Genomic DNA, 13529 nt, shown 5'->3' on the forward strand with positions numbered 1-13529 from the left:
CCCTTCAGTTTGTATCATCGAGCAAGTGATAAAGTTCCTTTTTCAGATTTTCTCTTTCAGCTAATCGATCTTTATGCTTCCCGTTAAATTCATGTTCACTGTTTTTCAACTCATTCCAACCAATGCTCATCTTTTGTTGAACGACCGCCATCTGAAAAATCGGTTGAAGGATGTTGATTGTATCCCTATAGCCTTGCTCGATTCTTCTCCTTGACCCGGAAGGAGTAAAGTCCAATGTCCCAGTAAAAAAACCACCTTGTGTTTCTTTCGGAACAATTTCAACAATGTGAGCGTTTGGAAACTGCTCCCTTTCAACAACAGCTGTTCTTCCTAGATGAACCAATAAAATCACATCACAGCCAATCTCATAAAGCGGCCGAATCGGGAGATTGTCTCCAATCACTGGAAGACCGCCATCCCAATAGGTCTGACCATCTATTTTTACCGGATCAAAGATAAATGGAATCGCTGAGGAAGCCAGTAAAACCGATTCGATTTTATCCTCATCAAGAAGGTTCAATTTCATATACTCAGGCTTCATCGACCTCGCGTTCATGCAAGTGGCAAAACAAGGAATCTGGCTAGTCGATATGGAGGATAAATCGACATAGTTTCTAATAATCTCTAATAATCCCGCTCTCGAAAACCAACCGTGGCCAATAATTTTCTCACTTAAACGATTAAATAAATCGAATACTGGGGCTGGAACGTATTTCATCGCTTTGGTTAAGAGTTCTTGTGTATTTGGAGTTAGGATTTTCTCAGGACGAATCTCCAGCCAGACTTTCTCAGCTACTTTCAAATCCCCTTGTAAAAATAAAGCCGTATTCAACGCCCCAACAGAAGTTCCCGCTATTGCCTTAATGTTTTGATCGACTCCAAATTCTTTTAATGCCTTCCAAACACCAACATGATACGCTCCCTTTCCGCCACCACCAGCAAGCACCAACCCAATTTTTTTCATAAAGCCCACCATTCTGTTATTTAAAAATAATTCTTATCTATTTCATTCTAATGCTATAGTCCTAGAAATTAAATAGTTAAAAAGGGGAAACACGGGGACGGTTCTGCCGTTTCTCTTTGCTGAGCGGGGGGATAGACACCAGAAAGAACTTCCCCCATGTCTCCTTATTTACTCATAGTTAGAAAGAACATAAAATTGACCGAGTGCTGTCCCACTCGATTATGCAACTACATGCCGTAATGTATGCCGTATGAAGAGCGGCTGACCAAAACAGAATTAAGTACTAACGAAAAAAAGTAACTATCCTATCCTTTGGTCGGGGCTAGACGGTTACTTTTTTCTATTTGTAACGATCATAAATACTACTGTAATTAAAAAATCAGCTATCTCCCTATCAACTTTCGACAAAATTCGGGGCGTCACTGTGACGCTTTTTTTGCCAAAATGTCTCGTCTTTTTCAAGCCCTTTTAATAGATTAATAAAGTGCTTTTCAAGGTAATCTCGATGAAAATGTTGGGATGAACATCCGTTTATAGCGTAATATTTCTCCGCCAGCCTACACACCCATCGATTTATTTCTTTGGTTCCGTTGGAGGTTCATCTCTCCAAACTTCGTTCAGAGGCGTGGGGACGTACCCTGTGCTCTTTGAATTATGGACTCTGATGGAAGCATAGGATACGTCTCATGCTTCCCCTTTTGATTCGTATCGCTAAGCGATATAACCTTAAAATGACCTATCACTGTTTGCTCAAACATCGGAACACTTATAGCGTTACGCGATACGGACAAGTCATTAGGCGATACAGTTGAAAACTTTTTGTAAGGCAATAGTAAGATTAGAAGAGTCCGCAGAAACTGACCAAATATAGAAAATTACCCCTCGAGACCTTATTCCCTATTTTTTATCGCATCTAAAGGTAAATTAGAGTCAAATGCTATTTATACTTACATTCCTTTTTTCGATTATTAACACTAAATATTTTCAAATCCCAACAAAAATTCCCGGGAAATATCTACAAATTATGAGCAGTTATCGACAATGAATTGAGAGCAAGGCCAGTGGGCAGACCCCAATGGAGTGAAACGGCAGAACCGTCCCGGTGTTTCACTAGTGCGGGGGACTGACACCAAAAAAGTAGATGAGCCCTTATCAAAGGCTCACCCTCCCGTGGAACATTTTCGTGAAACAAGATTATTCGGGGCGTCACTGTGACGCTATTTTACGCTATTTTATGAGCGGGGGCCCTAGAACTGAACTTAGTCTTTTCTCTCTCAACAGCCACCTTGTCAATAACTGATATTTAATACTTTATAAACCCTATCATTGACAAACTCCTTATATACTAATTCAAGAACTCCATTATCAACTAATTCCTCTAGACATTGGCAAACATCTGGATAAATTTTATACCGGCCTGTCCTGTAGGTTTCTGGCGATGCCCCGCATTGTAATACTAAATAATTACTGACTTCGGTTGCCGAAAACTCATGGGTATCTCGTATATAAGCTTTTATCTTTTGTGCAAATTCGCTTTTTTGTAGAGTCGGCCTCTCTTTTTGATTTAGGATAGACTGATTTTCCCGCCACTTTGGTATGAGAATATGCTTTTGTATAAGTGCTTTTTCATTATCAGACTTTGTGGCTAATTCTATTCTTTGTTGTTTCTCTTGCTCATTTACCCTATACTCGACTTCTCTCTTTTTTGCCTCCAGAACGAATCGTTCCCTTTGATTTTTTTCAATATTGGGGTCGCATAATTGTAGTTCTTGATTAGTCCATAGAGCAGTCGATAAGCTTATTCGGTAAGCATCGTTTAAAGCAAATGCACGATACGGATGTTTGTCGCGGTCTTTGATAAACCGTTGGACAGTAAATTCTATACTTGTCTCAGTTGAGTGAACATAATAGACACTTTGAACATCATAAAAAGATGGTGATTTTGTGTGATAATAGGTAAACAGATCAAATATTGAATCACTGAGTGGCATCGAATTTATCATTTTCTCCCATACAACATCTTCAGTTGTCTTTATAGCAATATCGTACTCAGCTTCCCACAAGTGAATGACACGATGATCCATATCTACTGATTGCTCAACATCTTCTATAAACCATATTGGTTCTAAACTTTTCTTCTTAAAATAACTATTTCGTTTTTTTATTTGTTTGACAAGGCTTTCATCTTTATTTGAAGTGACATCAGTTAAAATTATTATTGCAAGTTCTCTTCCCTCGCTATCAATTACAATATCAGGGTAATAACTCCATTTTTCTGATGCTTTTTTAATATATCCGTAATCTACTTTTAAGCGATCATTTATTTTTTCTTGTGTTTTCAACTCATCATATATAATCTCTTTCATAACTGAATGTTTCTTAGATTCTCTTTTTACCTGTTTCTGATAAACTTCACTAGCAACTGACACTTCGCATGATTTGGAGTGGCGATGAGCAAAGTGTTCCTCTCTTATTTCGCCTGACTTTAGAATTAAACTTTCAAGGCAGTATGGACATTGAAAGGCTCCTTTATCGGCTCGTTTTTTGAGTTTATTTATTTCGCCCTTCACATCTGCTATAGACTCCATATGAATCTTTAAATCGAAATACTTGCCTTCATATAAAGCTTCTTGCAACTAAATCACTCCCTTTTACATAATTATTTGATTCAGTTAAAAAGCAGTCTATTAGTAAACTAGCTCGTATTGTATTGTCATTTTTTGGATAACACTAGTGGAAAACATCACAAAAAAAGCATATGGACGTAATCATTTTAAAAGCATCGCTTCAACACATTCGGGGAGTGACACTAAATCTATTCTATCTCCAACTCCATTTTAAGCACTTCGAGACTAACAAAAGCCGAATTTAAACTCATTTTATCATCACCCGAATTAGTATATTTTTCCTAATTTCCATTTTATAGTGTGTTAGTAATAAAGTCTACCATTCGAGTGAATGAAGCAAAATAAAACACCTCCAAAGACCTAGAATTTATATATAAATCTATAGCATTAAAAGCATCCTGCCATGAACTATACGCTAAGTACGGACCTGGCAGATGGAGCAAAAGGCCTACCATACACTAATCGACACCTTTATCACCGAAACTAATTGGAGGACATCATTCGGCGCGTCACTGTGACGCTCTTTTTTTGCCCTCAGCCAACTTTTGAGCACTATACTACGTGGTGCAAAATGGGTTTTCATATTCTAATAGTCTTAACAAGGAGAATGCGTTTAGAAGTTCTTATGCATGGCGTTGCTGTGAGGAAATTTGATACGCATATGCGTTCCACTTTGATTTTTCCGATATGTTATTTTTTCATAAGATTATTCGTGGCGTCACTGTGCATTTTATGTACATGATGGGCCATTACGACCGCTGCGGAAAGTTTTGCGCTAAGGTCACTGATGTAAATGGAACATTCATTGTTGACCAATCCCCAGTTGAAATTCTTAATACAAGCATCCAATCAATCGGCTTCAATTACCGTGGAGCCCTCGAGACCTCTAAATGGCTGCTGGGCGATATCCACATGTGTCCGATTATGGTCAATCCCATCCACCGAATTATCGTGTTTCCGACACGTTCACATAAACACGAAGAAACCATCTGGTTAAACCCCCAACACATCAAAAGAACGATCAGCTACAACCGCAAAACGATGATTCTCTTCAGCAACGGCACCACCCTTGTCATTCCAACTCGATTAGCATCCTTCAACACTAAGCTCCAAACGGCAGAACAACTCGAAAAAATCACGATGTCCTTGAGCACAAAAACGTTTACGTTTGTGTTTGACCCGAGGAAAAGACGGACAAAAGATAAGCATTAATCGCTAAACATAGGGGAGCTTCTCTTATATATGACTTCCCTCTCCCCAAATTCACTACCCCCTACTAAAAAATAACCGAGATGAGATTCATCTAAAAGGAGACCGAAAATGAACGGAATTATCAAAAGCAGAAAAACATCACATTTCGCACAAATTGAAAATCAAGTGTTACAAAGTCAATTAGCGGATATCCGCTCAATCGGCTTACTTGCCCACTTAATGTCCCTGCCCCCTAATTGGAAGATACAGAAAACTCATCTTTATCGCAATTTCGGGCGCGGGCCGATCACGAACGCAATTGCCGAATTAGAGGAGAAGAAATACTGGGTCCACCTTATCTATCGTGACAAAAGCAAGACCGTTCACGCGTATCATGTCTCAGATGTGGCCTTCACCGATGAAGAGGTTCGCACAAGAATCACCGAAATCACAGATGCCGGTTTTCCCATTCGAAAGATCAGCTCCCCTTTCCAACATTTATTGACGGAAGCGGAAATTATTGTGCCTGTTTCGAATGTTGATTTCGTACAGTCCAATATGGACAGTCGAAAGCCGACTGCCGAAAACGAACAACTATTAAATAAACAAAGAGAAATAAAGAAAGAACAAATACATAAAAGGAAAACAAACATTGTTAATTTACAAGACCCGGTCAACCATCTTCTTGAAGCGGATGTTTTTACACAAGCATTAACCTCTGCCTGTCACGAATTTTATCCGCTATTCGCACCAGGGAGATGGAGTAAACAAGCATGGAACACAATGATTGCTGCCTTTGTTGAGGAAACGGTGAGTACAAAAAGATGGAGGAACATCCCAAGCGATCACCTCTCATCTTATGCCAGAGCAGCCATTCTCAACATGGTTCATGCATGCGATTGTAAAAACGGCAAGAAAACGATCCACATGATGATTCCAAAACGACCGGTGCCATTTTATGATTGGGTAAGTGAGAAGCAGACGAAGACGAAGAGGTTGGAACCATCTAATTGCGGAAGAGTCCGTTTCAACATAGGATATTCTACTAGATAAATAGGTACTTGCGGTCAAAAAAAATAGCAGGCAGAATTCATGGCCTATCAAAGGAGTTTACAATCATGTCAGGAATTATTTCCACAAAGTTCGTGCAAATCGAAAATCACCCATTGCAAGAGTTATCCGACATCCGCGCCATCGGCTTGCTTGCACACTTAATGTCAATGCCCCCTGATTGGGTTATTTGCAAAACCCAGCTATATAAAAAATTCGGCCGCGCGATGGTGACAAACGCCATTGCCGTTCTTGAGGAGAATCGTCATTGGGTCCATATTGATTTCCGCGACGGCAGCAAAAACCTTCACGCCTACCGCCTATCCGACATCGCCTTTACCGATGACCAAGTAACCGAGTTGCTCAATGAACTAAGAGAAGCTGGCTTCCAAGTCAAAAATGTCAGTCCATCCTTTCAACATTTACTAGCTACTAGAATTGAACACTCCCATGATTAAAGTCACGAGATTCCGAGATTACTAAGTACAGAAACCCATCGGCTTCTAATTGATTAGACGAACCCCACAGTTCCTGCGGTTAGAAGTCTTATGGCTTCATTGTTTTTAATCCTGCGTTAACATCGACACCTACATCCAATGCCAATTCATTTCCGACAATAATAACAGGGCGCTGCTTCGTTTGATAAGATCCCTTAAAAAGGACATCTGCCAAACAAACATCACCCTGTTTCATCTTACTGCTCATTGTAGATGTCATCTTCTTCATTATCCCACCAGGCATAATTTTTACTTAGTAAAATAACATCCTTGGACATATATTTTTCTTTGATTTTATCGAGTACCTTTTGTCTTTCTTCCTCACTCAACATGTCAATTTCCTTGATAATTTTATCTGGAATAGACATCTCACGCACCTCCGTTAATCTATACTCTTATTATAACTTATATTCGACGGTCCTAGAATGTTCAACATAAAAAGGATTTTCCGGAGCGTCACTGTGCCCAACACTATTTTTCCCGCGCAATGCCCTGTGCTTTTTGCACACTCCATCTCCTTAAATGAAAAGCTTCCCAGATGGACGTGTCCGTGACCTTGTCTTCCCCTGCCAAATCGGAAATCGTTCGTGCCAGCCGGAAAATTTTAATTTGCACACGGTTGCTCCAGTTTTCCTTTGCCGCTACTTTTGTGAGCAATTTTTGCTGCTCAGTTGTTAACGGACTGCATTCTCTCAACAGTTCAAACGGGACCTTTGCATTTGAGACTTCCAATCCATAGCGCTCATACTGAAGTTCACGCGCTTTTTCTACTCGAGTGCGGATGTCTCTTGACGGCTCAGCTAATTTCTCCATTTGATCAAAGGGAACTAACTGTAACGATAATAAAATATCAATCCTGTCGTAAACAGGTCCTGACAAGCGGTTTCGGTACGTATGAATTTGCTTCGGCGAACAAGTACAATAATGCAAATTTGAACCTAAATAGCCACAAGGGCACGGATTCATTGCCGCGACTAAAAGAAAAGATGATGGATAAACAACCGTTGAATGGGCGCGGCTAATCGTGACTGTGCCTGATTCGAGCGGTTGCCGCAACATATCAAGTGTTTTCTTCGGGAACTCGGCAATTTCATCGAGGAATAACACCCCACGATGGGCGAGTGAAATCTCCCCGGGACGTGGCGAAGAACCGCCTCCAATAATGGCAACCGACGAAGCCGAATGATGCGGATGACGAAAAGGGACCGATTGAAACGACTGTCTCTTCTCTCCTGCTAACTGGTAAAGACTAATCACCTCCAACTGAGCCTTCTTCGTTAATCCCGGAAGAATCGACGGCAATGTTTCTGCCAGCAAGCTCTTCCCGCAGCCTGGCGGACCAGTCATGAACAGATTATGTTCTCCAGCTGCGGCAATCTCCATTGCTCGCCTCGCGTTTTCATGGCCAATTACGTCACGGAAATCTTTTTGATGTGGAGTTTGGAATGAAGGAACAACAAGCGATTGAGGAGGGACGAAGGAAAGACTTTCTTGCCCGGCAAGATGGTTGACGACGTCTTCAATATGATGAACAACGATGCATTCTATGCCTTCAAACATATCAAGTGGAATTTGGGAATCATGTGGAAAATAGACTTTTTTCATTCCGAGTTGTTTTGCTGCGATCAACGCTGGCAGCATCCCCTCCGCCCGTTTCACGCAACCTTTCAATGTCAGCGCCCCAATAAACGCCGTATCCTCAGTAATCTCGGTTTTGACGACATTCAACTCCTTTAACGCCGCAATCGCAATCGCTAAGTCAAATAATGGACCATTCTTCTTTTGTTCTGACGGAGACAAACTCACGACCACCTTCTGATCGGTCACATCCGCAGCAAAATGATCAATCGCCGCAAGCACCCGTTCGTTCGACTCTTTCACCGAGGCATCCGGCAAACCAATAACAGTCACCGACTCTGTTCCAGGCGTAATCCTCACCTCCACTTCGACAAGATAGCCCTCAAGCCCTTTCAAGCCGATGCTAGAAACTTGAACAGTCATATCAATCCCTCCAACTATGAAATTTTTATGTTGATTACTGAATCATATTAGGAGCACTCGCCTGCCCCTCAACGTATTTGCGGTAATTTTCTCTATGTGGTTCTGGAAATTGAGCTAGAATTTTTGTGGTTGTAATAAGAGGATGTAAGTCCGTTGAAAGATAAGCAGAATAGCTGCTCCAAGGATAATCAAAAGGCTTTTCAACCATATTAGCTTCGACAGGGTTTAAATGAATATAGCGACTGACTTCTAAAAAGTAGTCTGCAGTCTCAATAATTTCAGCACCATAACGCCCTTGAAAGACATGTCCGACAAGATGATGGCGCTTATTAAAATACATCGCATACTGAGAATTGAGCATTTTCATCATTTCTTTAGGGTGGTGATCAATGGTTTCAATTTGGAGATGAAGATGGTTTGTCATGAGGCAATAAGCATGGAGATAAAAAGGAAAATGGCTGCGGACTTCTTGCAAAATTTCTAAATACGCTTGGTGATCAAAATCATCGTAAAAAATCGCAGCCCGACGATTTCCCCGACACGTAATATGATAGTTGGCACCAGGGTACCAAATGCGTTGCTTTCTAGACAATCCCGTATCACACCTTTCTTCGCATTTACTCCTTACTCTTATTCGACAAATCTCGCACCATCCCTGCTTGCTTTATAAAATATTTTAAAATACCAATGCTTTACACTTTTATCAGGGCGGGGGACCCCAGAGCTCAGAACTTCGACCAAAACTCTCGAAAACGATTGACCATACAAAACACCATATTATAATAAATGTATAGAGGGAACGTGGTACTTCTCTCTCCCGCCCAGGGGCACATTCTGTGTAAAATAATATTGTGGAGTATCCCGCTGGAGATGGTCCAGCAGTGTCGCAAACAAAAGGAAACAGTAGCGATTTATGCAGCTGTTCCCTTTTGTTTTTTAAAATATCACTTTAACACACTAACGCTGCACACTTTAGCTGAGCGGGGGTCTGACCCCATAATTCCATCTAATTCCACATCAAGCCTACATATTCGATATCAAAACAAGCAGGAAAATAATCACAAGTATGTCTGCAACTATAGTAGTGAGAATAAATGGAATAATTCCGATAAAACTGTCCTTTTTCATGATTCCTTTTATGATAATGAATCCAAAGGCAATACCCGGGATAGTTCCTACTCCAGTAAAAGATAAAATAATACAAATCGTCAGCAATATTCCCAAAAGGCCCATTTTTAAATAATCGAATATATTAATTCTAGGTTTTTCTCTTTCGCCAACCAAAATAGCCCTACCAGTTTCATAGGTTGTATCGGCAGCAGTGAAGGCAAATTCAATCACTTTACCAAGCAGATCATCGAGAGACATGTCTGCATATTTTTTCGCTTGTGTTTTCGCTCTCTGCTGAGAGGAATAATAACTATTGTGATCATTTCTTCGTTGCTGATTATAGCTAGAATTATGCGCGCTAGAAGTACCATACCCTAGGAGGCGGTCATAATTCGCCCTAGCACTTGGGTCCTTTAATACTTCATATGCTTCACCAATTTCAATAAACCTCTGATGGGCATCAGGTGCATGATTAATATCCGGATGATAGGTTTTTGCCAGCTTCTTAAATGCCTTCTTAATATCCTCACCCGTCGCACTACGAGATACCCCTAGTACAGAATAATAATTTTTTAATTTAGTAGACATTATTCACAATCCTTTTTAGAATCTTTGTATTGCTAAAATCATACCGTTGTTTAAAAGCATTCCTCATCATCTCAAATAGTTCTGTTTCAGAAACCTTTTCAGAAGTACACAATTTTTGACTAGCCATTCCTCTTCTATATCCCCATGTAGCGGGGGCTTGATCGAGGTGAAAGGTTTCTCCACACAAACCACAAATAATCCTTTTTGACATGGACACCTCTCTCCGCTTGTGAGCGGGGGGCTGACCCATGGCCACAGTGACGTGTCCCTTAACACATACATTGCTAAGTCATAGAAGAATCATGTATAATAAATATAGAAATTAAAAATAATAAGAAATGATTGGGCGCGCTAACACTCGATCAAAGCAGCTACATGCCGCATGAAGAGCGGCTGACCAATTGAATATGAAGTTTTACAAAAGAAGTAATTACCCAACTCTTTGGTCGGAGCGGTGGGCGATTACTTCTTTTTTCTATTGGTGACGAGTGCGATGATTGCCACAATCGTCGTTAACATTGTGGCAAGAAAAATGCCAAATTGAAATAGCTTGTTCATTGCTTTATATGTCACCATGTCGAACACCCCCTTTCTTACAGGGAGTACCTACCGCCCATCCTCTTTATGTAGTTGCTAATATGATTGTAGCAACTACACATGCATAATTCTATTAAAATTTCATCGAGCACTTACATTCTAGCTGCTATCCAATAATGGAATAGCAGCTTATTTTATTTCAAACATCACTTTAACACACTAACGCTGCACACTTTAGCTGAGCGGGGGTCTGACCCCAAAAATTAGTTTAAAAATTAGTTTTATTTAAAAGGCTTTTTGTGTATAATAATATTTGAAGGAACGTATAATAAAAATTGACCGAGTGCGGCAAACACTCAGTCAAAACAACTACACGCCGCATGAAGAGCGGCTGACCCAAAATTAAAAAGATGTATCGAAAAAAGTAACAACCCTTTAACCTTTGGTCGGGAGCAGGGCGGTTACTTTTTTCTATTTTTGACAATCATTATGATAACTGTAATCACTCCAATTAGAACTAAATTAGATTGAAATGCTACAGACATTGCCTCATATGTCGTCATATTCCCACCTCCCTTCTTTAGGGAGATGGTCAACCGCCCATCCGCTTTATGTAGTTGCTAGTATGATTGTAGCAACATCAAACATAAAAATCTATTAAAATTAAACTTATTATTCACGAAAATCAACAAATACCAATATCCTATTTTTTAAATGTCTATAATGTTTTTGTGCAAGGAGGAGGATGTTGAAATGCTTTCAGAAGCTTTAGAAAGCGAGTTGTCCTCTTTGAATAAGAAACACATTTCAAAAGCATTGAAACAAGTTAATTGATTCAAAATGGGAAGCTTTCAAAAAGGTATACTCTAACAAATAGTTAATTTTTAATGTAATACATACGATTGAAAAAACAAATAAACAGCTGTAATCACTTTTGCATCAACCACTTTAACACAATAACGCTTTACACTTATATCAGTGCGGGGGACTGACACCAAGGGTTAATATAAAAACTCCCGAATAGCTGTTGATATTCGCCTCTCTGCCTTATTTCTTATTTGCGATGCACGAGAACTGGAAAGTCCAAAGTGATCTCCCATTTCCTTAAGTGACGGTATTTCACCTTTTAATCCATATTGGAAGTCTAGTATTGTTTTTTCTCTTTCCTTTAGACAGTCTCTATAATGGTGATAGACTCGGATAAACCTTTTGTACTGTTGCGAATCCTGCTCCTTAAGCAAAGGGTAGTATGGCTTTAACTTTCCAATTTTAGGTTTGTAAGATGGACCGTAACTAGAACCAATCATATCCAAATAAAATAACACATCTTCTTTCGATATTTCCTGTTCACCCATTAAACTAGCACCTCAGCTTAATAACAATATTATAAATACACATATAAATAGTTTAGCAAATTACTGAGGATTGTTTAATTAAATTTAATGTACCCTTCAAACCCTGCTGCCTTCACTTTCTTTAAAAGAGCCTCAGCATTAGCTTATTTGAAAAAGCTCCAACCTGTACCCGATAAAAGGTGCCCTTGCTAGGTGGCCCAGCTTTTTCAAACTTAGCACCTACAACAGTTAGATCATCTTTATCAACCCTACTCATAATCCCAGAAGACTCTTTTCCTTTTCCTTGTTTACTTTTCTACCTGATAGAACACATTCCTTGCCACCTCTAATAACCGGCTTTCCACTAGATAAAACCTGAGTTACCTAAGTAGGAAGTAACACACGAACACTGAACACTTTAGCTGAGCGGGATCTGACCCAATTCCCACTTTCCTTATCAATCAATCCTTTATAGTGTATAATAAAGGAAAATCAATCTCATTAAGAGGTGGTATAATGAGTATTCGCAAAGAAGACCTTCATTTACTTGTAGACCTTGTAAACGATAACGACACTAAGCTTGTTTATGACCTTATCAGGGTTGTTATTGAAAAAGACCATGAGAAAGAAATCATTGTTGAAGCTGATAATTCACCATTAACGGAAAAAGAAAAGAAAGTACTAAAACAAGCTGAAATTGATATTAAGAATGATGACCTTGTTGACTGGGATGATCTTCGTGCCTAGATATGTAGTTAAACTAACTAAACCCGCCGTTAAATATTATGAGAAATTACCACCCAAGATAAAAAGTAAAGTCAAAGAAGTCATTAATCAACTTCGTGAAAATCCATATGCTGTCCAAAATGTAAAACCTTTAGAAGGATCCAATTATGATGATTTTCGAATCCGCATTGGATCCCTCCGTTTATTATATCGAATACATAATGATACGTTGATTATTATTGTATTAGATATCGGACCTCGTGGAGATATTTATAAATGATGTTCTTTAAAAAGTTGGTGATGTAATTGGAGCCTATAAGAATTGAACAAGGTGACATAAAAAAAGCAATTCAATCTGGTCATTCATACATTCAAGTTGGTAAAAGAACATTTTTATTGTTGGAAGTAGAGGATTTGTGTAACGAAGGTTGTGATGAAGTGACCGATTCTGAGGAGGAAGAGCGATTAGTCGAGGCTTTAAATGAAAATAATCCAATATTATCAGATGAAGAAATAAAAAAAATGTTAGAGAATTAACATATGGAAATCTTATGGAGAAAATCAGCCATTACATCTTTATTAGAATTAGATAGAGTAATGAACTCCCACCGATAGCCTCATACCTAAAAGATTCAGTTCAAACTTATTTTGAAAAACAAGACTTTTCTATTTATCGCAGGTTAACGTGCCGTAATACCCCCACTTAAACCCTTCACCCACATCAAAAAAAGATAGAATAATCCAAAATCCACATTTCTCCTTATATACTCTATTAGAAAGAACATAATCTTGACCGACTGTGCGAACACTCAGCCAAGACAACTACATGCGCTAGAAGAGCGTAGCAACTACATAAACAAAGCCTACTAAATATCAGCCAACCATTCAGAATATTAATAAACAA

16 protein-coding genes and 1 pseudogene are annotated in these 13529 nt (G+C 39.3%); 6 read left to right on the plus strand and 11 right to left on the minus strand.

Annotated features, from left to right (window positions below):
* Positions 1–4: 4 nt before the first annotated feature.
* Positions 5–964: a patatin-like phospholipase family protein gene (locus GNT69_RS03955; RefSeq protein WP_203553635.1), complete on the minus strand. Its 960-nt coding sequence runs from the start codon at positions 962–964 to the stop codon at positions 5–7.
* Between the two features lie 1289 nt (positions 965–2253).
* Positions 2254–3600: a competence protein CoiA family protein gene (locus tag GNT69_RS03960; RefSeq protein ID WP_203553636.1), complete on the minus strand. Its 1347-nt coding sequence runs from the start codon at positions 3598–3600 to the stop codon at positions 2254–2256.
* Between the two features lie 678 nt (positions 3601–4278).
* Here GNT69_RS03960 and GNT69_RS03965 point away from each other — a divergent pair.
* The 3 genes from GNT69_RS03965 to GNT69_RS03975 all read left to right on the plus strand — a co-directional run bounded on the left by GNT69_RS03965 (position 4279) and on the right by GNT69_RS03975 (position 6290).
* Entirely contained in the window at positions 4279–4803 is a 525-nt protein-coding gene (locus GNT69_RS03965; RefSeq protein WP_203553637.1) for a competence protein ComK, read from the plus strand.
* Positions 4804–4911: 108 nt separating this feature from the next.
* Complete coding sequence (locus GNT69_RS03970) at positions 4912–5835, plus strand: hypothetical protein (protein WP_203553638.1); 924 nt, start codon at positions 4912–4914, stop codon at positions 5833–5835.
* Positions 5836–5843: 8 nt separating this feature from the next.
* The gene (locus GNT69_RS03975) at positions 5844–6290 is read left to right on the plus strand and encodes a hypothetical protein (protein ID WP_203553639.1); all 447 of its coding nucleotides are present in this window, start codon (positions 5844–5846) and stop codon (positions 6288–6290) included.
* 88 nt (positions 6291–6378) lie between these two features.
* Here the strand turns inward: GNT69_RS03975 and GNT69_RS03980 are convergent, their stop codons facing one another.
* From GNT69_RS03980 to GNT69_RS04010, 9 genes and pseudogenes are all read right to left on the minus strand, one after another.
* Positions 6379–6558, minus strand: coding sequence for a hypothetical protein (locus GNT69_RS03980; protein WP_203553640.1), 180 nt, complete (start codon positions 6556–6558; stop codon positions 6379–6381).
* Positions 6527–6697 (minus strand): hypothetical protein, encoded by a 171-nt coding sequence (locus GNT69_RS03985; RefSeq protein WP_203553641.1) that lies wholly within the window; start codon positions 6695–6697, stop codon positions 6527–6529. Before GNT69_RS03985 ends, GNT69_RS03980 begins: the two co-directional genes overlap by 32 nt.
* Positions 6698–6800: 103 nt before the next feature.
* Positions 6801–8330 (minus strand): YifB family Mg chelatase-like AAA ATPase, encoded by a 1530-nt coding sequence (locus tag GNT69_RS03990; RefSeq protein ID WP_203553642.1) that lies wholly within the window; start codon positions 8328–8330, stop codon positions 6801–6803.
* 34 nt (positions 8331–8364) lie between these two features.
* A complete protein-coding gene (locus GNT69_RS03995; RefSeq protein ID WP_203553643.1) occupies positions 8365–8922 on the minus strand; it encodes a transposase in 558 nt (185 codons plus the stop codon).
* A gap of 899 nt (positions 8923–9821) precedes the next feature.
* Positions 9822–10028 (minus strand): annotated as a pseudogene (locus GNT69_RS25385) (DnaJ domain-containing protein); the annotation flags it as partial.
* Positions 10018–10239, minus strand: a complete 222-nt coding sequence (locus GNT69_RS04005) for a hypothetical protein (protein ID WP_203553645.1) — start codon at positions 10237–10239, stop codon at positions 10018–10020. The pseudogene GNT69_RS25385 and the gene GNT69_RS04005, both read right to left, overlap by 11 nt.
* Positions 10240–10490: 251 nt before the next feature.
* Complete coding sequence (locus GNT69_RS25390) at positions 10491–10604, minus strand: putative holin-like toxin (protein ID WP_239094003.1); 114 nt, start codon at positions 10602–10604, stop codon at positions 10491–10493.
* A gap of 422 nt (positions 10605–11026) precedes the next feature.
* Complete coding sequence (locus GNT69_RS26000; protein ID WP_343206448.1) at positions 11027–11128, minus strand: putative holin-like toxin; 102 nt, start codon at positions 11126–11128, stop codon at positions 11027–11029.
* A 438-nt stretch (positions 11129–11566) separates the two neighbouring features.
* The gene (locus GNT69_RS04010) at positions 11567–11920 is read right to left on the minus strand and encodes a sigma factor-like helix-turn-helix DNA-binding protein (protein ID WP_203553646.1); all 354 of its coding nucleotides are present in this window, start codon (positions 11918–11920) and stop codon (positions 11567–11569) included.
* Positions 11921–12415: 495 nt separating this feature from the next.
* On the opposite strand from GNT69_RS04010, the gene GNT69_RS04015 reads away from it, so the two are divergent.
* From GNT69_RS04015 to GNT69_RS04025, 3 genes are read left to right on the plus strand one after another with little or no spacing between them, the layout of a single operon-like run.
* The gene (locus tag GNT69_RS04015) at positions 12416–12646 is read left to right on the plus strand and encodes a hypothetical protein (RefSeq protein WP_203553647.1); all 231 of its coding nucleotides are present in this window, start codon (positions 12416–12418) and stop codon (positions 12644–12646) included.
* Entirely contained in the window at positions 12639–12905 is a 267-nt protein-coding gene (locus GNT69_RS04020; protein ID WP_203553648.1) for a type II toxin-antitoxin system RelE/ParE family toxin, read from the plus strand. The genes GNT69_RS04015 and GNT69_RS04020 overlap by 8 nt, the downstream gene beginning before the upstream one ends.
* A gap of 26 nt (positions 12906–12931) precedes the next feature.
* Positions 12932–13162, plus strand: coding sequence for a hypothetical protein (locus GNT69_RS04025; protein ID WP_203553649.1), 231 nt, complete (start codon positions 12932–12934; stop codon positions 13160–13162).
* The last annotated feature ends 367 nt before the right edge of the window (positions 13163–13529 follow it).

Origin of the sequence: Bacillus sp. B15-48 (assembly GCF_016879755.1) — a bacterium.
In the GTDB taxonomy this organism is placed as follows: Bacteria; Bacillota; Bacilli; order Bacillales; family Cytobacillaceae; genus Mesobacillus_B.